This window comes from Halobellus inordinatus (genome assembly GCF_024498335.1).
In the GTDB taxonomy this organism is placed as follows: Archaea; Halobacteriota; Halobacteria; order Halobacteriales; family Haloferacaceae; genus Haloquadratum; species Haloquadratum inordinatus.
In genome coordinates this window covers 877,614-897,786 of the sequence record NZ_CP101825.1, presented here as the reverse complement: position 1 = coordinate 897,786, position 20,173 = coordinate 877,614, and the positions used below count along the sequence as shown (strand labels likewise).

Sequence of the window (20,173 nt, the reverse complement as noted above, 5' to 3'; positions counted from 1 at the left end):
GGCCCACAACGTGAAGCGGACCGTAGAAAGCTAACGGGCGATGCTTAGTTCCGTCCGCGCAGGAACCCGAGCACTCTGTAGTCGTGGTCGGGGGTGTACCGACGGAACAGCAGGCTGTTCGTCAGCACCGATACCGACGACAGCGCCATCGCGCCCGCCGCCAGGATCGGCTGTAAGAGTCCCAGCGAGGCGAGCGGGATCATCGCGGTGTTGTACCCGAGCGCCCAGAAGAGGTTCTGCTTGATCTTCGCGAGCGTCCCCTCCGAGACCCGGATCGCTTTCACCACGTCGGTCGGGTCGTCACGCATCAGCGTCACGTCGGCCGCCTCGATGGCGACGTCCGTGCCCGAGCCGATGGCCGTGCCGACGAAGGCGGCCGCGAGCGCCGGCGCGTCGTTGACGCCGTCGCCGACCATCATCGCCTTCCGGCCCTCCGCCTGAATCGCGTCGACGGCGTCGGCCTTCCCGTCGGGGAGTACCTCCGCGCGGACGTTCTCGGGGTCGATGCCGACCTGCTCGGCGACCGCGCGGGCCGTCCGCTCGTTGTCGCCGGTGATCATCTGTACGTCGACGCCGCGCTCTCGAAGCGCGCTGACGGCGTCGGCTGCGGTCTCTTTCACCGTGTCGGCGTCGGCGACGACGCCGAGGACCTCGCCGGTGACGTCGGCAGCTTCCGCGTCGGCGGGCACGCGCCCGACGAGCATCGCGGTCTTGCCCTCACTCTCCAGGCGGCGCATCGCGTCCTCGGCGGGCGCGGGGTCGATCCCGGCGTCTTCGAGGAGGCGGCGGTTGCCGACCAAGACAGTCTGTCCGTCGACAGTCGCACGGACGCCGTGACCGGGGACGTTCTCGAAGTCGTCGCTGTCGGGGACGTCGATGCCGCGCTCTCGCGCGCCGTCGACGATCGCCTGCGCGAGCGGGTGCTCGCTGTGCTGTTCGGCGGCGGCCGCCAGCCGAAGCACCTCGGTTTCGGGGGCGACGCGCTCGTCGGATTCCGCTGGCTCGCCCGCAGCACCCTCGTCGCGGTCGACCTCACGGAGTTGGCCGCCGTCCGGCGTGGGTTCGAGTGCGACGACGTCGGTCAGCGACATCTCGCCTTTCGTCAGCGTGCCGGTCTTGTCGAAGACGACAGTGTCGACGTCGCGGACGCGTTCGAGTATGTCGCCGCCTTTGAACAGCACCCCGTTCTGGGCGCCGATCGAAGTTCCGACCATCGTCGCCGCGGGCGTCGCTAAGCCGAGCGCACAGGGACACGCGATCAGGACGGCGGACGCGAACACGAGGACCGCGAACTCGAGCGTCGAGACGGTGCCGCCGGCCGCGGCCGGGCCGCCGACCACGACGCCCCACAGCGGGAGCGCCTCGACGAAGCCGGCCAACTGCGCCGGGAACAGCATCCAGACCGTCGCCCAGAACAGGGCGTTGACGATGACGGCGGGGACGAAGTACGCCGAGATCCGGTCGGCGAGGTTCTGGATCTCCGGCTGCCGCGACTGCGCTTCTTTGACCGTCTGGACGATCTGCTGGATCGCCGTGTCGGAGCCGACTTTCGTCGCCTCGACGACGAGCACGCCGTTCTGGTTCACGGTCGAACCGACGACCTCGTCACCGTCCGCTTTCGAGACGGGGACAGACTCGCCGGTGACCATCGACTCGTCGACCGCGGACTCGCCGTCGACGACGACGCCGTCGGTCGGGATCTTCTCGCCGGGACGGACCTTCATCCGGTCGCCGACTGCGACGTCTTCGAGCGGGACTTCGCGCTCGGTGCCGTCGTCGTCGACGAGCGTGGCCGTGTCGGCCTCCATTTCGAGCAGCGACCGGAGCGCCTCGGATGCCTGGCCCTTCGAGCGCGCTTCGAGGTAGTTACCGAGCGTGATGAACACCAGGATGAGCGCGGCGGTGTCGAAGTACAGCCCCGCGTCCGGCAGGATGCCGAGCAGCGCGACGACGGAGTACAGATACGCCGTCGTGGACCCGAGCGCGATGAGCACGTCCATATTTGCCGTGCCGTTCTTCACGATCGCCGTGTAGCTGTTCTCGTAGAACTCGCGGCCGAGAATGACCTGTACGGGCGTCGCGAGCGCGAACGCGACCCAGCCGAAGGGGAGGCTCGTTCCGGGAATCGCCTCCGGCACGGTGCCGGGTGCGAACAGGTGCAGCGCCAGCATCGCCAGAAGCGGCGTCGAGAGCGCGGCCCCGAAGAGCGTGAGTCGCTTCTGGCGACGGATCTCGGCTTTCCGAGCCACGTCGCGGGCGTCCTCACGGCTGCCCGCGTCGCCGTCGCCGTCTTCATCCTCGCGGACCGGCGCGTAGCCGGCGGCCGCGATGGCGTCGTAGAGGTCCTCCATCGTGACCTCGCCCGGATTGAACTCCACCTGCGCCTCGTCGGTCGCGAAGTTCACGTCCGCGCTGACGACGCCGGGCGTCGACTCCAGCGCCGTCCGGTTCGCCTCCGCGCAGTTGGCGCAGGACATATCCGTGATCGCGATCGAAACCGTCTCCGAGACCGGATCGTAGCCGGACTCGACGATGGCGTCGTATATCTCACCGAGCGACGTCCGCTCGGGGTCGTACGTCACCGTCGCCTCGTCGGTGGCGAAGTTGACCGTCGCGTCCTCGACGCCGTCGAGTGCGTCCAGCGCTCCCTGTACCGACTGCGAACAGTTGGCACAGGACATTCCTCGGACGTCGAGGTGAGTTGTCCGTGTACTCATCTTAGGTAGTACTAGGGGACCCTCTCTTACCTCGTTTGTCCCTTTCAGACCCGCGATATCCAAGCACCGAAACCTTCGAATCCAAAGTCAGATCGGTCAGCGGTCGCCAGTCGGCTGTCAGCGGACGGTTACGCCGCGTCGGCCTCGAACTGCTCGTAGCGCTCGCGGAACTGCGCCAGACAGGAGGGGCAACAGAAGTGGTAGCGCTCGCCGTCGAAGCGCTCGCTACGGCCCTCGCTCGTGACGGTGTTCCCGCACTCCGCACACGACAGCGCGAACTCGGCGCCGCCGAGCGCCGGACTCCACTCGACGTCGCCGACGACGGTCACCTCGTAGTCGTCGACGCGAGAGAGGTCGACGAGGCGGTCGAGTTGCTCGCGCACGGCATCGGCGCGCAGGCGCGCGTGAAACACCACATCGCCCTCGGCAGTGACGAAGACGTGTTCGACTGGCTCCGCGCCGACGACGTCGTCGCGGACGGCCTCGACCACGTCGGAGGGGAGTTCCAGCGTCACGAGGACGGGCACCCCCGCGCGGAGTTGCGAGCGGTCGACGTCGACGGTGAAGCGCCGGATGACGCCCGATTCGCGCAGTCGTTCCACCCGATCCGAAACGGCCGGTGGGGAGAGGTCGACCGACTCGGCGATGTCGCTGTAGGGGCGTCGAGCGTCCTCTACGAGCAGTTCCAGGATACGAACGTCAGTCTCGTCGAGCGCGGACATACATACTGTTCGTGTCGACGGCTAAAGTACGTTTGCCGGAACGCTTTCGTTTCGAAAGTCACGGCGGGATCTGGCCGAAGAAGAAAAACCGAGAGACACATATCAGACTAGGAGCAACGACGCGAGTGATGAGCCAGACGCAGACGCTCACCGTCGACGGAATGAGTTGTGGCCACTGCGAACAGACGGTCGAAGACGCACTCCAGTCGGTTTCGGGCGTCGAATCGGTCGAGGCCGATCGCGAATCGGACGCCGTGACGGTCGAGGGCGACGCCGCCGTCGCGAATCTCGTCGACGCCGTGAACGACGCCGGCTACGACGCTTCGGCCTGAGTCGGGACGAGCGCTCGGGTCGCCGACTACTGCTCCTGTTCGAGCCGATCCCGCCGGCGCTCGAACTCCTCCTCGGAGAGGTCGCCGCGAGCGTACGCCTGCCGCAGTTCTCGAATCGCCGGATCAGGGCGGTCCGCGGCGACCGCGCGGTAGAGGAGGTATCCGCCGCCGATCAGCGCGACGAGGAGGAGGAGTCGCCACACCACCGCGACGAGGAGCCACCAGCCGGATGTCGACCCCATCATTCCGCTTCCCGTCCAGGAGTCGTGCATCGGCCCCCACATCCCGCCGGTCATTCCGCTCCCCCATCCCATCGTGCTACCGCCCACTCCGAGTAGGAGTGGCCCGACGAGGAGGAGCGCACCGACGGCGACGAGGGCGCCGAGGAGCCACCGCGTGACGTACTGCTGTTCCATCGTGTCTCACCAGTTGCTAGTAAGGGCTCCCGACTTACCGCAGTTTTCACTTCGAAGTGCGTGGTGGAGAGCGCCAGAAATTTCGGTTTCGAAACCGATCAGGCGGCGCTCGCGTCGCTTCCCTTTGCGGCCGTCGGGTCGTTTTCCTCTGTGTCGCCGGCGGACACAGACAAGAGAGCGGAGCGACCGGACGGGGAAGACCCTCGAAACGTATATGAACGCTCCGGGAGACTCCGAGGCAGATGCCGCCTTTCGGGGTGCCCGGCGTGGCCGTCGTGTTCGCGCTGGTCGTCCTCGCCCTCGTCGCGTTCGTGACGGAGATCGTCCCCAACGACGTCACAGCGATCGGAATCGTCGCCGCGCTGGTCGTCCTCGAACCGTGGACCGGAGTGGACGCGAGGACCGCCATCTCCGGATTCGCCAATCCGGCGACTGTCACGATCATCGCGATGTATATGCTGAGCGCGGGGATCCAGGAGACGGGGCTGATCAAGCTGCTCGGCGTCGTCCTCGCGGATCTGACCGAGGGCAGTGAGTTCCGCGCGCTCGTCGCGACGGTCTGTACGACCGGGCCGATCGCCGGCTTCGTCAACAACACGCCCGTCGTCGCCGTCTTCATCCCGATGATCACTGACCTGGCCGAGCGGACGAACACTAGTCCCTCGAAGCTCCTCTTGCCGCTGTCGTATGCGGCGATCCTCGGCGGAACGCTCACGCTCGTCGGGACGGCGACGAACATCCTCGCGAGCGACTTCGCCCGCGTGCTCATCGACGGACGTGACGGGATCGGAGTCTTCGAGTTCACCGGCCTCGGCGCGGTGCTGCTGGTCGTCGGGACCGCCTACCTCCTGACGGTCGGACGACGGCTCACGCCCGCGCGGATTCCGGCCGACGCCGACCGCGTCTCGGAGTTCGACCTCTCGGACTACCTCGCGTTTATGCGGGTACGCGAGGGGTCGGTCGCCGTCGGGGCTGCGTTCGACGCCTTCGACGCGGAGCATCCGGACGTTCGGCTCCTGCAGTTGCGACGCGGCGGGACGGGCATCGCCGGTCCACACAGCGATATGTCGATCGAAGCGGGCGACGTCCTCGTCGTCCACGGATCCGTCCAAGCCGTCAATCGGTTCCGCGAGGAGGCGGACGTGAGCCACCTGCTTCGGGAGTCGGTCACGCAGGACACCTTCGAGACGTCGGCCACCGACAGCACGCTGGCCCGCGCGCTGGTGTCCGAAGGCTCGCGGCACGTGGACGAGACGGTCGCCGAGACGGGGTTCGGCGAGTACCACCAGACGACGGTGTTGGCGATCCGCCGCGAGGGCGACCTGATCCGCACCGAGATCAGCGAGGCGACGCTGCAGGCCGGCGATCTGCTCTTGTTGCGGACGACGCCGGCGTCGCTGCGTTACTTCAGCGACACCGGCGAACTGCTCGTGATCGACGAGCGCGGCCTCGAAGAGCAACTCGGTGACGAGGGCGACGCGCTTCCGCCGGTGTCGTCGACCGCGCCAGTCGCGGTCGGAATCCTGCTCGGCGTCGTCGCGGTCGCCGCGCTCGATCTGTTGCCGATCGTGATCGCCGCGCTCGCCGGCGTCGTCGCGATGGTCGTGACGGGGTGTCTCTCCACGTCGGACGCCTACGATGCCGTCTCCTGGAACGTGATCTTCTTGCTGGCGGGCGTCATTCCGCTCGGGGTCGCACTCACGGAGACCGGCGGGGCGGCCCTGCTGGCAGAACTCCTCGTCGCTATCGGCGGCCTGCTCCCGCATACGGCGGTGCTGTTCGTGCTCTACGTGGCCGTGGGGTTGCTGGCGAGCGTCATCACGCCCGTCGCGACCGCGGTGCTCGCGATTCCGGTCGCCGTCGACGCGGCCGCACGCCTCGGCGCGAACGAGTTCGCGTTCCTGCTGGGGGCGATGTTTGCGTCCGCGACATCGTTCGTGACGCCGGTCGGTTATCAGACGAACCTGATGGTCTACGGTCCCGGCGGCTACGAGTTCACCGACTTCGTGCGCGTCGGCGGGCCGCTCCAGTTGCTCTTGGCGGTCGTGGGAACGGCCGGAATCGCGGTTCTCTGGGGCGTGTAGTGGCAGGTGAAAAGAAAGAGAGGTCAGCGATCGGTCGCGTCGTCGACGTCGTCGGCGTACGAGTACAGCGCGTCCGCGAGCGTCCGTGCTTCCGTCGCAGAGAGCGTGACCTCGTCGGCGTGCGCCGGGAGCGAGTCGAGTTGGGCGTTGTCGAGTTCGAGTTGGAGCGTCACGTGATCGGGGTCCTCTCGCGGCGCGGTGACGTTCAGGACGGCGAGCGCCTCGTTCTCGAAGTCGTGACCGCGTGCAGTGGCGTCGACGAGGTCGAGCGTCGTGTAGGCGTTCACCTTGAGGAGGCGGTCCGGCATCGTCGGCTCAGTCGTCCGCCGGCGTGGGCGGGGCCGCGTCCATCCCGTCTTCCTCGGCGTAGGGGTACCACGTCATCTTCGTGTTGTGCAGCATCGGGTCCTCGTAGTCCGTCTCCTCGGGGTCGACGAAGGCGTCGAGTTCCGCGTCCTCGTGGCGGTCGACGAACGCGCGGAAGGATTCCCCATCGTCGCGCTCGGCGGCGAAGCTGTCGATCAGGTTCGCGATCGCACCGGGGACCTCGTCGGCCGAGACGCGCTGGGTGACCCAGCGGGCGAACTGCGGTTCCTCGCCGAGGCCGCCGCCGAGACCGACGTCGAGCGCCTCGACCGCCTCGCCGTTCTTGCGGGTCTTCATCCCGCGGAGGCTCACGTCGGCGATCTGCGGCTGCGCGCAGGAGGCCGTACATCCCGAGAGGTGGATGTGGAACTCCTCGACGTCGTCGGGCAGGTCGACGTTCTCTTTCAGCCAGCGCGCGAAGCGGACCTGGCGGTTCTTCGTTTCGACGATCGAGAGCGAACAGAACTCGGTGCCCGTGCAGGCGACCGAGCCGCGCATGAACGGCGAGGGGTCGGGCGAGTAGTGTTCGAGGAGCGACTCGGCGAGGAAGTCATCGAGATCGGCCTCGGGGACGTCGGTCACGATGACGTTCTGCCGCTGGGAGAGCCGAACTTCGCCGGAACCGTACTCGTCGGCGAGGTCGGCGAGGTCGAGGACGTCGTCGGCGCCCATCCGGCCGACGAGGACGTTGAGCCCGACGAAGTACTTCCCATCTCGCTGCTCGTGAACGCCGACGAGGTCGTTGCGCTCGCCCTCGCCGGTGTTGTAGGTGTACTCCTCGCGGACGTCGCGGCCGGCGGTGTGCAGCTCGAAGTCGACGTACTCCTCCTGGAGCGTCTCGCGGACTTTCTTGGGGCCCCACTCGTCGACGAGGAATTTGATCCGGGCGTTGTAACGGTCCTCGCGGTCACCGTTGTCACGGAAGAGCGCCGAGAGGCCGCCGGCGACGGCCGGGACGTTCTCGGGACGCACCCACACGTCGATGTCGCGAGCGAACCGCGGCTCGTTGCGCGCGAGGCCGCCGCCGACGCGGACGTTGAAGCCGACGACGTCCTCGCCGTCGATCTCCTTGTACGCCGGCTCGAACGCGAGGTCGTTGATGTCGCCCTGCCCAGAACCGTCGGCGGAGCCGGTGACTGAGACCTTCCACTTCCGCGGGAGGTTCGAGTGGTCGTCGTCGCCTTTGAACGTCTCGTTGAGGTCGCGGATGACGGGCCAGGCGTCGACGACTTCCTGGCCGTCCTTGCCGGCGACGGGATTCCCGACGATGTTCCGCCAGGAGTCGCCACACGCCTGCTGGGTGGAGAGCCCGTTCGCCTCCAGTTTCTCGAAGATCGCCGGCACGTCAGAGAGTTCGATCCAGTGCAGTTGGATCGACTGCCGGGTGGTGAAGTCGGCGTAGGCGTCGCCGAAGATCGGGTTCGTGCCCGGTCCGGTCGCGTACTCGTTCGCGATCTCGCCGACGACGCGCAGTTGTCCCGGTTCGAGCACGCCGTTCGGCGTCCCGATCCGCATCATAAAGTAACCCTCCTGGCCGTTCCGCTGGTGGTACAGTCCCCACCACTTGAAGCGCTCGAACCACGCGTCGCGCTCGTCGTCGGGGATGGCGTCGTAGCCCTCCTCGGCGAACCTGAACAGGTGTTCGCGTATCTCGTTCCCGTAGACCGCTGATTTCCAGTTCTCGACGTCCGTTGGCATCCTATCGGACACAGGAGACCGATACTCAAAGGCGAACGCGTGCCGTCAACCCTGCCCGGTGCTCCCACTATCCGGATGATGTTGCCCACTCTTTTGGGATCGGGGTCGGAGAACGCTCTCGCGGTCGATATCTTCGAATGCACCGTCGACGACCCGGCCGACGGGCACCCAGCCGGTCGTCGCTTTCGTCCCGCAGGCGATGCACTGACCGTAGACGCGGACTTCGACCGTTCGGCCGTCGATACCGACCTCCAGGAAGTTCTCGACGACCAGATCCGAGAGGTCACACTCGCAGAATCCCGGGGCGTCGAGCCGCCAGAGTTCGCTCACGCTCACCTGCCGCGTGTCGTCGACAGAGAGCCACGCACCGTCGTCGAGGATACGAAGTCGAGTCGTCACACGACCGGCTACGCGCTCGGGAGCCCCGTCTCTGACGGCGGTCACAAAGGGCGACGCTGTCGGTGACGCCGTCTCGCACACAATGCCCGCGCTGTCGGTCGGTTTTGGCCTATCGGAGTCGTCGTAGAAGCCGGAACGGAGTTCCGGTATCCGGGAGTAGTGGTCCGATTTACTCCGGAAGCGACCCTTATGCGGAGCGGGGGCATACGCGGATTCGATGACCGACCTGGTCCCGACAGACGACTGCGCTTCGATCGAGAGCCCCCTCGGGGGGCAGCGACAGCACGCCCCCGCCGACGTCGCCCCCGAGCTGTACGGCCGACGAGACGAACCGGCGAGCGACCACGCGACACCGACCCAATGAGCCAGACGAAAGACTCCGACGACGACGCGACGGACCGAATCGGCGACCGCGACACCGCCGAGTACGACCACCTCGACGACCTCTCCGACGGGGCGGGCTGCACCGAAGTCTGGGAGCACCTCTCGGACAGCCGCGAGGAACCCGCCGCGAGCGACTGATAATGATTACTCTCACTGTGTACCGCCGAGCGCCACTCCCGGTGGCGATGGTCGGCGGCAAGAGACGAGAGTAATCATTATGAGGCCGAGGCCGTGCCAGTGACCCATCCGCGAAGCCGAGTCGGTGTCGGACGCGAGCGCGCTACCCGAGGCGGCCGATTGGGTTCCAGCGCCGCTCAGAGCCGACTCCGACGGTTCTCGCCCGCGGCGCACGCCGGGGAGAGGCTTTTAATCGCAGGCTCGCTACGTTGATCCGAAGATGACCGACGACGCCGACGCCCACAGGCGACTTCCAGCCGACCGCGAGGAACCGGTCGGCGAGCCCGTCGTCCGCGCCGATCCCGCCGTCACCGGCGAGCGCGCCAAGGAGGCCGTCGGATTCGATCCCGACGACCCCGAGAGCGTCGCCGAGGCCGCCGAGACGGTGCTGGCGTTCTCGCAGAACACCGTGGGGGCGGCGGACAACGTCTATATGCTCCGCGGGGCGGCCGCCTGTGCCGCGCTCGTCAGGGGCGTCGGTTCGTACAAAGCGGCAATCGACCGCGCCGGCGGGGACGTCTCGGTCTCGTTCGTCCGGAAGTGGGCCCGCGTCCACGACCTCCCGCAGGCGATCCGCCGGCACGTCGCCCGCGGCGACATCGCGCCGACCGCCGCGAAACACATCGCTCGCGTCTCCGGCGTCGACCGCTTCGATCTGGCGTGGGCCGTCGTCGACGCCGACCTGACGGTCCGGCAGGTGCGCCGCATCGCCAGCGAGGTCGACGGCGACACGAGCGCGGCGGACGCACTCGCCGCTCGCGGGGTCGAACTGGGACGGCTCGAACTGGACCTCCCGCTCGAAACGTACCGCGAACTCCGCCGGCGCGCGTCGGTCGAAAACCGCGAGCCCGGCGAACTAGCCGCAGAAGCGCTCGACGCGTACTTCGACGAACGAGCAGTCAGTCCCGACTAACCGTCCCGTCCCACGGCCCCGAGAAGCTACGTTGCGTCCGGCGGCGACACTTCTGTGTCTGACGACCGAGACGACGCCGCAGCATCGCGACCGGATTCGGGCGTCGGCAACTGAAGCGCGACGACTGCTCCGGCCGACTCTCGTTCCGTCGTTCTCTCGTCGCCGGAGCCGTCGGCCTCCGCCGACTCGAAGCGGAGCGACCCCCCAGAGCGCTTCGCGACGTGGTAGACGAACTGCAGGCCGAGACCCGACCCGTGGAACAGCGGCGTGATATCCGTCGTTCCCCGCGCCGCCTGCTGTTCCATCTCGGGGATCCCCGGCCCCGTGTCGGTGACGGTGACGACGACCTGTTCGCCGTCACGCTTGACGGTCACCGAAACGTCGGGATCCTCGCCGCCGTGGACGATCGCGTTCGTGAGGAGTTCGGCGATCGCGTCACTGAGCTCCGGAATCGCATAGACGTCGTACGCCTCCGGACAGTCGACCGAAATCGAATGATCCGGGTGCTCCTCGCGGAGCCCGGAGACGACCTCCTCGAGAATCGGACGAACGCCGAGGCGACGCGGCACGGAGTCGTCGGTGAGGAGATCGACGATCCGTCGTTCTTTGTCGGCGAGGTCGACCAGTTCGTTGCCCGTATTCTGGATCGTCTGCACCGAACGCTTCTCCTGGCCGGTCGTTCGGTCCTCGAGCAGTTCCGCGTGCCCGAGGATCAGATTCATCTTGTTGTAGAGGTTGTGTCGCAGGATCCGATCGAGAACGCGGAGTTGGTGCTCGCGTTCGGCCTGGTCGGTGACGTCCCGACAGATCGCGACCGTGCCGTCGACCTCCCCGTCTTCGTTGTAGTGGGGGTATCGCGTCGTGACGAACGAGCGCTGCCCTTTCGTCGGGAACGTCGGACTGAGTTCGTAGGTGATCGCCCGCTCCTCTTCGACGACGCGGGTCTTCTTCTGTTGGATCTTCTGCGCCGTCGGTTCGTCCATAAAGTCGAACTCGTTGGACCCGACGAGTTCCGATTTCGAGATCCCGGCGTACTCGGCGACGGCGTCGTTGACGACCTCGAACGTGCCGTCGCACTGTTGGAGCATAATCGGATCGTCGAGGCGGAGGACGATCTCCTCGAACGTCTCTAGCCGTTCTTTGGTGTGGATCAGTTCGGTGATGTCGGTCTGGATCGCGACGAACCCCTCGACGGCGTCGTCCTCACCCACAATCGGCGCGATCGTCTCGGATGCGTGGTAGTGCTCGCCCGATTTGCGCTCGTTGACGATCGGTTCGGACCACACCTCCCCCGAGAGAACGGTGCTCCAGAGGGTTCGGTAGTACTCCTTGTTCATCTCGCCGGACTTGAGTATCGAGGGCGTCTCGCCGATCACCTCCCGAGGAGCGTAGCCCGTGACGTCCTCGAACGCGGGGTTGACGTACGTGATCGTCCCGTCCCGCTCGGTGATGAAGATAGCGTGTCCCGCCGCCTCGATCGCGCGTTTGAACCGCCGAATCACGTCTTCGCGGCCCTTCCGTTGGGAAACGTCCTGGAACGCGCCGCGGACGCCGACGATCGTTCCATCTTCGTACATCGGCTCACCGCGGGAGCGTACCCAGCGGACCTCGCCGTCGGCCCTGAAGAGTCGGTAGGTCGAGTCGAACGGGTCCCCGGAGAGTGCCGCCTCCACGTCGGCGCGAACTGCGTCGCGATCGTCGGGGTGATAGAACTCGATGGCGTTCTCGAGCGTCGGATCGAACGTCTCTGAGACGCCGTGGAGACGGTACGTCTGTTCGGTCCACGTGAGTGCCTCCCGCTCGGCGTCGAGTTCCCAACCGCCGACGTCGGCGAGTTCGGACGTCTGTTCGAGGAGTTCGCGCTCCTCTGCGTGTCGTTTCTCGCGGGCGCGCCGCGCGACGAAGTCGTCGATGGCGTCGACGAGGAGGTGGTGCTCGTCGGTGTCGATCGACTCCGGGAGGTACCGGGTCATCGGGCGCTCGGTCGACGCACGCGCCAGTTCCGGATCCTCGGTCGACGGATAGACGATCACGGGGACGGTCACGGTACCGTCGCGACGGTTCGTGGCGCCGTGCGGAGCGTCGGGCGTGATAGCGGCGGACGCGTCCGCGTCCGGCATCGAGCGGCGGACGATGCAGTCGATCGGCTGTTCGCGTCGCGGGCTGTCGCAGTCTGCTGTCGAGGTTACCGAGGCGATCCGGAGCGGACGTGATCGGCCCTCGACCGCCGCACGGAGCGACGACGCGAGCGTCTCGTCGTCACAGACGAGCACAGTTCTGGTGCGTGACCCGGGGGTCATAGGTCACCGGCTCGACAGGAGCGGCGCGCTGGTCGCCAACTGCGAGCCACACGGTTGTCGATTAGCCCCCGAATCACACGTCTCACGCCGAGTAGTATCGGGGCCAGGATATATCTTCTTCTGATTATCAGTTGTGCCGCTGTCAAAACGGCTCCCGAGACTAAACGCTTATCACGACCCGTCAGTTACCCCTGGGTGCGGGCCGGTAGCTCAGTTCGGCAGAGCGTCTGGCTTTTAACCAGACGGTCGGGGGTTCAAGTCCCTCCCGGCCCGCTTGCTGTCACTAAACGATATTCCGAGCGACAGCTCGGTGTCTTCTCTGCGAGCTCGTCTGTTCAAGGCAGCGACCCGTTCAGCACCTTCGCAGCGACGAGGACGGGGTCCCAGACGGGGCTGAACGGCGGCGCGTAGCCCAGATCCTGCCGTTCGAGTTCGCCGACGGTCATCTCCGCGCCGAGCGCCGTCGCGACCGTGTCGATGCGGATCGCCGCGCGGTCGGTGCCGACGACGCTCCCGCCGAGGAGCCGGCCCGTCTCACGGTCCGCAGTGAGCGTGACGGTCGTCTCCGCCGCGCCGGGGTAGTAGCCCGACCGCGACCCGGCAGTGATGGTCTTCGAGACCGGGTCGAAGCCGGCCTCTCGGGCGCGGTCCTCGTCGATGAGCCCGGCCCGCCCTGCTTCGAGGTCGAACGCTTTCACCATCGCCGTGCCCGCGACGCCGCCGACGGGCGAGGGATCGCCACCGACCGTCGCCCCGATCGCGCGGCCGGCGCGGTTGGCCGGGAGGCCGAGCGGGTCCCACGTCGGCTCACCCGTGACCATATGTGGCATCTCCGCGACGTCGCCGGCGGCGTAGACGCGCTCGACGGACGTCTGCCCGTAGGCGTCGGTCGCGATCGCCCCCGACGCGCCGAGTTCGACCGGCGTGTTCGCGAGGAGTTCCGTATTCGGCTCGATGCCGATTCCGACGAGCGCGGCGTCGACGTCGAGTTCCGAGCCGCTCTCGCAGACCACTTCCGAGACGTGCCCGTCCTCGCCGCGGAGTTCGACGACTTCCTCGTCGAGATGGAGCGTGACGCCGGTGTCACGGAGGTGCTCGGCGACGGCCTCCCCGACCGCCTCGCCGAAGCCCGGGACTGGATAGCCCGTGCGCTGGAACAGGTGTACGTCGAGATCCCAGGCCTCGAAGGCTTCCGCCATCTCGACGCCGACGTAGCCCGCGCCGACGACGGCGACGGTCTCGGGCGGCGTCATCGCGCCGTACCGCTCAACGACAGCCTCCGGGAGCGCGTCGCCCCCGCCGAGGCCCGCGGGATCGAACTCCGCGGGCGGGGTCAGATACGAGCGGATCGCGGCCGCGTGGTCGAGGCCGTGGAGCGTGAAGACGCTGTCGAGCGATGCGCCCTCGATCGGGTCCGAAATCGCCCGGGCACCCGTCGCGACGAGGAGGTCGCTGTAGGGCTGTTCGAAGGTCGCTCCCGCGCTCTCGACGGTAACTGTCTGTTCGTCGGTGTCGACCGCGACGACCTCGTGCCCGCGTCGGAGGTCGATGCCGCGCTCTTCGGCGTCTTCCGGAGAGAGCGAGAGCAGATCGTCGAGGCGTTCGACCTCGCCCTTCACAAAATATGGCGTCCCACAATGTGCATAGGAGATCCACTGGCCCTTCTCGAAGACGACGACGTCGCGGTCGGGGTCGGTCCGGCGACACTTGCTCGCAGCCGAGAGACCGGCGGCGTCACCGCCGACCACGACAAACGGATCAGACATACCGCCACCTGCGACCGCCGGTGATAGATAGCTTTCGCCGGACGGCGTCGCTCGCGCACGGCCGCCGGGACGACATCGGTATCAGCGGCGTCCGCTCGAACGCCGGGTTTTAGCATCCCACGGCTCACAGATTGACCGACTATCCGGCGACCTCGTCGTGAACGATACGACGCAGGCAGTGTCACGACCGACCACGCAACTCACAGGACCACGCAACTCACAGCTATGCACGAACGCACCTACGTCGGCGCGATCGATCAGGGAACGACCGGCACGCGGTTCATCGTGTTCGACCACGGCGGCCAACCCGTGGCGAACGCCTACGAGACGCACGAACAGATCTATCCCGAACCCGGCTGGGTCGAACACGACCCCGAGGAGATCTGGGAGAACACGGCGGCCGTCATCGAGCGCGCGCTCGACGACGCCGGCATCGACGCCGCACAACTGGCGGCGATCGGGATCACGAACCAGCGCGAGACGACGCTCGTCTGGGACCGCGAGTCGGGCCAACCCGTCTACAACGCCATCGTCTGGCAGGACCGACGAACGACCGACCGGATCGAAGGGCTCGAACGGGACGGCAAAGACGACTGGATCCGAGAGACGACGGGGCTCGAACCCGACGCGTACTTCTCGGCGACCAAAGTCGAGTGGCTCCTCGACAACGCCGATCCGATCAAACTCAGGCGGATGCGGCCCGAAGACGTCCGCGACCGTGCCGAGGCGGGCGAACTCTGCTTCGGGACCATCGACTCGTGGCTGATCTACAAGCTCACCGGCGAGCACGTCACCGACGTGACGAACGCCTCGCGGACGATGCTGTTCGACATCCACGAGATGACGTGGGACGACGACCTCCTCGCGGAGTTCGGCGTGCCGGAGGCCGTGCTTCCGGAGGTGCGTCCCTCCTCGGACGACGACTACTACGGCACGACCGACGCGGAGGGGTTCCTCGGCGCGTCCGTCCCGGTCGCAGGCGCCCTGGGCGACCAGCAGGCCGCGCTGTTCGGCCAGACGTGTTTCGACGCCGGCGACGCGAAGAACACCTACGGCACCGGATCGTTTATGCTGATGAACACCGGCGAGGAGGCCGTCAGTTCGGAGCACGGCCTGCTCACGACCGTTGGCTTCCAGCGGTCGGGCGAGCCGGTGCAGTACGCGCTCGAAGGCTCGATCTTCATCACCGGCGCGGCGATCGAATGGCTCGAAGACCTGACGCTCATCGACGATCCCGCCGAGAGCGAGGCGCTCGCACGCTCTGTCGACTCGACGGACGGCGTCTACGTCGTACCCGCGTTCACTGGACTGGGTGCACCCCACTGGGATCAACGGGCCCGCGGAACGATCGTCGGGATGACCCGTGGAACCCGGCGTGAACACATCGTTCGGGCGACGCTGGAGTCGATCGCGTTCCAGACGCGCGACGTCGCCGAGGCGATGCTCGAAGACAGCGGGATCGAGCTGTCGGGACTGCGCGTCGACGGCGGCGCGGTGAAGAACAACTTCCTCTGTCAGTTGCAGGCGGACGTCGTCGGAACCGAGATCGTCCGGCCCGAGGTCGACGAGACGACCGCGCTCGGCGCAGCCTACGCCGCCGGCCTCGCGGTCGACTACTGGGAGTCGCTGGAGGCGCTCCGTGAGAACTGGCAGATCGACCGCGAGTTCGAGCCAGCGAGCGACGCCGACGTCGACGAGCGCTACGGCCGCTGGCAGGAGGCCGTCGAGCGCTCGCTCGATTGGGCCAGGGACGACGAACGATGAACGTCGCGGCCGTCCAGCTCCCGGCGGAGAACGCCCCCGAAGAAAATCGCGACCGGGCTGTCGAGCGCGTTCGCGACGCCGCAGAGCGCGGGGCCGATCTCGCCGTCCTGCCCGAGATGTGGCCGGTAGGCTACTTCGCGTTCGACGCCTACGACGACGCCGCCGAACCGGTCCCGGGACCCACGACGGATCGGCTCGCCGCGCTCGCGGACACGCTGTCGATCCACCTCCACGGCGGGAGCCTCGTCGAGCGCGACGGCGACGACCTGTACAACACGTCGGTCCTGTTCGGCCCGGACGGCGAACTGCTCGGGACGTATCGGAAGATCCACCTCTTCGGGTACGACTCCGAGGAAGCGACGCGCCTGACGCCGGGAGACGAAATCTGCGCCGTCGAGACCGACCTCGGGACGCTCGGACTGACGACCTGCTACGACCTCCGATTCCCGACCCTGTACCGCGAACTCGTCGACGCCGGCGTCGAGATACTGCTCGTCACGTCGGCGTGGCCGCGGGAACGACTCGATCACTGGCACCTGTTCACCCGGACGCGGGCCGTCGAGAATCAGTCGCTCCTCGTCGCCGCGAACCTCACCGGATCGATCGACGGCGTCGACCTCGGCGGCGAGAGCGTCGTCGTCGACCCCTGGGGCATCGAGCGCGCCAACGCCGGAACCGACGCCCGAACGGTGCTGGCCGAAGTCGCCCTCGACGAAGTTCGCGAGACGCGCGAGTCGTTCCCGGCGCTAGCGGATCGACAACTGTAATCGAAACGACGCGCGGCGGACGAACGTTTATATCGGATTGCGGGGCCAGCGTCTCCGTGAGCTAACGCAGGTCCCGCGTCGGGACGCGGTTGCCCGGCACGTCGACGCGGGAGCGGTCGTGCCGGCTGTTCATTCCTATCCTCACTTCCGGACGTTCACACCGGCCTGCTCGCCGACGATCTCCGCGCCGTCGTAGACGACGTCGCCGCGGACGAGCGTCAGGTCCGGGAAGACGCCGGTCATCCCCTCGAACGGCGTCCACCCGCACTTCGAGTGGAGTTCCGACCCGCGGATCTCGGTCGCGTTCTCGGGATCGACGAGCACGAGGTCCGCGTCGTAGCCCTCGGCGATGCGGCCCTTCTGCGGGAGGTCGAAGATCTCGGCCGCGTTCGTCGCCGTGACGTCGCGGACGCGCTCGTAGGAGATCTCGCCCTGCCGCGCGCGTTCGAGGAGCAACGGCAGCATCGTCTCGACGCCGGGCACGCCGCTCGGGGCGTTCCAGAGGTCCGCCTCCTTCTCGTCGACGGTGTGCGGCGCGTGGTCGGTCGCGACGATGTCGACGTCGCCGTCGACGAGCCGCTGCCAGAGCCCCGCGCGTCGCTCCTCGCTTCTGAGCGGCGGGTTCATCCGGCCGAAGGTGCCCAGTTCGGTCGCGTCCTCGCGGGAGAGAAAGAGGTGATGCGGCGTCGCTTCGCAGGTCGCCCCGCCGGCGACGGCGGCATCGACGCCCTCGGGCGTGCTCGTGTGCGCGATGTGTATCGACGCACCCGTGTCGGCGCCGACCTCGACCGCGCGTTCGACTGCCGCTTCCTCGGCCGCTGCGCGTCGGTACTGACTCCAGACGTCGGCATCGGCGTCGCGTCCGACGCTGCCGGCGTCGCGCTCGCGCGCCGTCTCGTCGAATAGATCCGCGTCCTCGGCGTGGACGGTGACGACGACGCCTGCGTCGGCAGCGCGCTCGACAGCGTCCGCGAAGAGATCGGCGTCGATACCCATATCGCCCGTCGAGTCCGCGAGGAAGACCTCACCGAGTGCGAACAGTGGCCGCTCGAACAGCGAGTCGGGCTCCCAGTCGGGTGTGACGCCGCCGTTGATGCCGTAGTCGACGTACGATTCGGCGGCCAGCGACGCCTTCTCGTCGAACGCGTCGCCGGTGGTCGTCGGGGGCGTCGTGTTCGGCTGATCGACGACGGTGGTCACGCCACCCGCCGCCGCACTCCGTGAGCCGGTCGTCCAGGTCTCCTTCTGTGAGTGGCCCGGCTCGCGGAAGTGGACGTGCGCGTCGATCGCTCCCGGCAGGAGGAGTCGCTCGGCGGCGTCGACGACGCGGTCGACTGCGTCGGCGTCGATCGAATCGGCGACTTCGACGATCGTCCCCGAGTCCGTGCGGACGTCGCGAACGCGTCCGTCGGCGAGTCGCGCGTCACGAAAGAGTGTCGACATACTCGGGCATCACCCGCAGGCGACCTAAGCCCGACGGTTCGGGTCGAGAATCAGATTCGACAGCGGCTATACGTCGGAATCGAGAAGCGACGCGGCGTCGACCGACGCCCTGCGAACCTCGCCACAGAACGAATCGTAGAGCGCGTCGACGACGCGGTCGGGGGGAGTAGGCGCGCCGGCACGCGCTACGCTGCCGACCGACGTCGGATCGAACGGCACGTCGAGCGCTCCGTACACGGCGTCGAGAACGGCGGCGAGTTCCTCGTGGGCGTCGACAACGACGATTCCCGAGACGACCGCAGCGTCTCGACGGACGCGCTGGGCGATGCCGGAAATCTTCCCGTGCGCCTGGACGGAGTGCGCGCCCGGACAGAACGACGCGTCGGGCTCGCCGCGGCGCGCGGGAACGCCGAGCGACCGGAGCGCGCCGACGACGCCGGTGGTGGCCGCCTCGTATCGCGCGTCGAGTCCCTGACGGGGGTCGGCCTCGGTCATCGGAATCACGGCCGCGAACGCCACCGTCGACCCCGTGTACGCGACCGCACGGCCGCCGACGCTTCGTTCGATCGGCGGGTAGCCGCGATCCTCGGCCCGCTGACAGGCCAGTTCGTAGTCGTCCGCGCGCGTGTCACGGCGGCCGAACGCCACCTGTCGGTGCGGCGTCCACGCGCGAACCGCCGGGACGCCCGTTGCCGCCACCCGGTCAGTGACGGCGTCGAGGACGGCGCGGTCGTCGTCGAGGGACGACGGACGGCCGCGGACGACGCGAACGCGTGCCGCGTCGGGGACGAGACGGTCGATCACGTGGGGACCCTGTGCGCCGACGCACCTAAGCGCTCTCGGTCCACCGATGGCGTATGGCCGGTGAGTCGGCGTGACGCCGGGGAACGAGTCCAGTGCGCACAGCGGGGCAGCGGCGACGAGGCCCACGAGCGCCGAGCGAGTACAGATCCCGGAGTCGACGCTCCGCGAGTACCGCCGTTTTTCGCTCTACAACTCGCCGTACCCCGCGCACGATTCGGGCTGTGCCATCGACCTCTATCCGGCGACGAACGAGGCAGTCTCGCCAGTCGCCGGCGAGGTGCGGGAGACGCGGACCGTGCGCGCGCCGCCGAAGTCGTACGCGGCGGACGCCGAGTACCTCATCCTCGTCGACGTCGACGCAGCGCGGAGCGGAATCGAGACGGGCGGGCGTGAGTCTGCGGACCTCGTCGCGCGCATCCTGCACGTCCGACCCGACGTGGAAGCGGGCGACGTCGTCGCCGTCGGCGACTCGCTCGGGGAGATGGTTCGCTCGGGCTTTTTCGCACCCTGGGTCGCGAACCACGTGCACGTCGGCTTTCGCCACGCGGGCCAGAATCTCCACCGCGCGGGCGGATCACTCCCGCTCGACGTGGCCGTCGACGTCGTTTCGATTCCGTGGGATGGAACGGGCGAGGTCGTCGAGACCGGCGAGACGTACGCGCTCTTGGACGCGCCCGACCACCCCGCTGCGGAGGAGCAGTTCGCCGGCATCGCAGGCGTCGTCGACGACAGTGACGGCGACAGGGGAGAACCAGCCGAGTACGTCGTCCTCGACGGGGGACTGACGCACTACGCGGGCGGCGGGGCGCTGGGACGGAGGGACGAAGCCGCCAGTACGGTCTCCGTTCTGGGCCACCCCGTCGGCGACGTCGCCGGTCGAGACGTGACGTGGCGCGACGTCGACGTCCTCGCCAACGGCGAGCGGATCACGGGAATCTCGCTTTTCACCGGCGTCGACCCGAAGTTCGGCGCGAAGCTCGTCTGTCCGGACCGGGCGTTCACTGTGGGCGAGACAGTCCGTGTAACGGTCCGCGACAGCGACGACCCGATTCGGTTGGGCTGATCTCGCACGGGAAAGCGCACCGACCACTAGCTACATACCGCTCCCCCGCGCGCTTCCG

The 20,173-nt window shown here is 67.7% G+C and carries 18 protein-coding genes and 1 tRNA gene; 9 read left to right on the top strand and 10 right to left on the bottom strand.

Annotation, left to right across the window (positions count from 1 at the left end; all coding sequences use genetic code 11):
• Positions 1-44: 44 nt before the first annotated feature.
• Entirely contained in the window at positions 45-2,717 is a 2,673-nt protein-coding gene (locus tag NO362_RS04590) for a heavy metal translocating P-type ATPase (RefSeq protein WP_256546287.1), read from the bottom strand.
• Between the two features lie 128 nt (positions 2,718-2,845).
• Positions 2,846-3,439, bottom strand: a complete 594-nt coding sequence (locus NO362_RS04585) for an AsnC family transcriptional regulator (protein ID WP_256290212.1) — start codon at positions 3,437-3,439, stop codon at positions 2,846-2,848.
• A 128-nt stretch (positions 3,440-3,567) separates the two neighbouring features.
• Between NO362_RS04585 and NO362_RS04580 the strand changes: the two genes are divergently transcribed.
• The gene (locus NO362_RS04580; protein ID WP_256546286.1) at positions 3,568-3,771 is read left to right on the top strand and encodes a heavy-metal-associated domain-containing protein; all 204 of its coding nucleotides are present in this window, start codon (positions 3,568-3,570) and stop codon (positions 3,769-3,771) included.
• 26 nt (positions 3,772-3,797) lie between these two features.
• Here NO362_RS04580 and NO362_RS04575 read toward each other — a convergent pair whose 3' ends face one another.
• The gene (locus NO362_RS04575) at positions 3,798-4,187 is read right to left on the bottom strand and encodes an SHOCT domain-containing protein (protein WP_256546285.1); all 390 of its coding nucleotides are present in this window, start codon (positions 4,185-4,187) and stop codon (positions 3,798-3,800) included.
• A gap of 242 nt (positions 4,188-4,429) precedes the next feature.
• Between NO362_RS04575 and NO362_RS04570 the strand changes: the two genes are divergently transcribed.
• A complete protein-coding gene (locus NO362_RS04570; RefSeq protein WP_256546284.1) occupies positions 4,430-6,271 on the top strand; it encodes an SLC13 family permease in 1,842 nt (613 codons plus the stop codon).
• 23 nt (positions 6,272-6,294) lie between these two features.
• On the opposite strand, the gene NO362_RS04565 is transcribed toward NO362_RS04570, so the two are convergent.
• Genes NO362_RS04565 through NO362_RS04555 form a run of 3 tightly spaced genes read right to left on the bottom strand, consistent with a single transcriptional unit; the run spans position 6,295 to position 8,734 of the window.
• Positions 6,295-6,579 carry a DUF6360 family protein gene (locus tag NO362_RS04565; protein ID WP_256546283.1) on the bottom strand — a complete coding sequence of 95 codons (285 nt, stop codon included), beginning with the start codon at positions 6,577-6,579 and terminating at the stop codon, positions 6,295-6,297.
• Between the two features lie 7 nt (positions 6,580-6,586).
• Positions 6,587-8,335: a nitrite/sulfite reductase gene (locus NO362_RS04560; protein ID WP_256546282.1), complete on the bottom strand. Its 1,749-nt coding sequence runs from the start codon at positions 8,333-8,335 to the stop codon at positions 6,587-6,589.
• Positions 8,336-8,380: 45 nt separating this feature from the next.
• Positions 8,381-8,734 carry a DUF8134 family protein gene (locus tag NO362_RS04555; protein ID WP_256546281.1) on the bottom strand — a complete coding sequence of 118 codons (354 nt, stop codon included), beginning with the start codon at positions 8,732-8,734 and terminating at the stop codon, positions 8,381-8,383.
• A gap of 217 nt (positions 8,735-8,951) precedes the next feature.
• On the opposite strand from NO362_RS04555, the gene NO362_RS04550 reads away from it, so the two are divergent.
• The 3 genes from NO362_RS04550 to NO362_RS04540 all read left to right on the top strand — a co-directional run bounded on the left by NO362_RS04550 (position 8,952) and on the right by NO362_RS04540 (position 10,208).
• On the top strand, positions 8,952-9,098 hold the full coding sequence (locus NO362_RS04550; protein ID WP_256546280.1) for a hypothetical protein: 147 nt from the start codon (positions 8,952-8,954) through the stop codon (positions 9,096-9,098).
• Positions 9,095-9,256 carry a DUF8595 family protein gene (locus NO362_RS04545; RefSeq protein ID WP_256290224.1) on the top strand — a complete coding sequence of 54 codons (162 nt, stop codon included), beginning with the start codon at positions 9,095-9,097 and terminating at the stop codon, positions 9,254-9,256. The genes NO362_RS04550 and NO362_RS04545 overlap by 4 nt, the downstream gene beginning before the upstream one ends.
• A 259-nt stretch (positions 9,257-9,515) precedes the next feature.
• A complete protein-coding gene (locus NO362_RS04540; protein WP_256546279.1) occupies positions 9,516-10,208 on the top strand; it encodes a DUF7119 family protein in 693 nt (230 codons plus the stop codon).
• Between the two features lie 26 nt (positions 10,209-10,234).
• Here NO362_RS04540 and NO362_RS04535 read toward each other — a convergent pair whose 3' ends face one another.
• Positions 10,235-12,508, bottom strand: a complete 2,274-nt coding sequence (locus tag NO362_RS04535; RefSeq protein WP_256546278.1) for a PAS domain S-box protein — start codon at positions 12,506-12,508, stop codon at positions 10,235-10,237.
• A 199-nt stretch (positions 12,509-12,707) separates the two neighbouring features.
• On the opposite strand from NO362_RS04535, the gene NO362_RS04530 reads away from it, so the two are divergent.
• Positions 12,708-12,781: transfer RNA gene (locus NO362_RS04530), tRNA-Lys, on the top strand.
• Positions 12,782-12,843: 62 nt separating this feature from the next.
• Here NO362_RS04530 and NO362_RS04525 read toward each other — a convergent pair.
• Positions 12,844-14,274: an FAD-dependent oxidoreductase gene (locus NO362_RS04525; protein WP_256546277.1), complete on the bottom strand. Its 1,431-nt coding sequence runs from the start codon at positions 14,272-14,274 to the stop codon at positions 12,844-12,846.
• 225 nt (positions 14,275-14,499) lie between these two features.
• On the opposite strand from NO362_RS04525, the gene glpK reads away from it, so the two are divergent.
• Together glpK and NO362_RS04515 are read left to right on the top strand one after the other, a co-directional pair.
• The gene (gene glpK, locus NO362_RS04520; RefSeq protein ID WP_256546276.1) at positions 14,500-16,038 is read left to right on the top strand and encodes a glycerol kinase GlpK; all 1,539 of its coding nucleotides are present in this window, start codon (positions 14,500-14,502) and stop codon (positions 16,036-16,038) included.
• Positions 16,035-16,805, top strand: a complete 771-nt coding sequence (locus NO362_RS04515) for a carbon-nitrogen family hydrolase (protein WP_256546275.1) — start codon at positions 16,035-16,037, stop codon at positions 16,803-16,805. Before glpK ends, NO362_RS04515 begins: the two co-directional genes overlap by 4 nt.
• A 141-nt stretch (positions 16,806-16,946) precedes the next feature.
• Here the strand turns inward: NO362_RS04515 and NO362_RS04510 are convergent, their stop codons facing one another.
• Together NO362_RS04510 and NO362_RS04505 are read right to left on the bottom strand one after the other, a co-directional pair.
• On the bottom strand, positions 16,947-18,248 hold the full coding sequence (locus tag NO362_RS04510; RefSeq protein WP_256546274.1) for a dihydroorotase: 1,302 nt from the start codon (positions 18,246-18,248) through the stop codon (positions 16,947-16,949).
• A gap of 66 nt (positions 18,249-18,314) precedes the next feature.
• On the bottom strand, positions 18,315-19,052 hold the full coding sequence (locus tag NO362_RS04505; protein ID WP_256546273.1) for a lipoate--protein ligase family protein: 738 nt from the start codon (positions 19,050-19,052) through the stop codon (positions 18,315-18,317).
• 145 nt (positions 19,053-19,197) lie between these two features.
• On the opposite strand from NO362_RS04505, the gene NO362_RS04500 reads away from it, so the two are divergent.
• Positions 19,198-20,115 (top strand): DUF8155 domain-containing protein, encoded by a 918-nt coding sequence (locus tag NO362_RS04500; RefSeq protein WP_256546599.1) that lies wholly within the window; start codon positions 19,198-19,200, stop codon positions 20,113-20,115.
• Positions 20,116-20,173 lie beyond the last annotated feature (58 nt).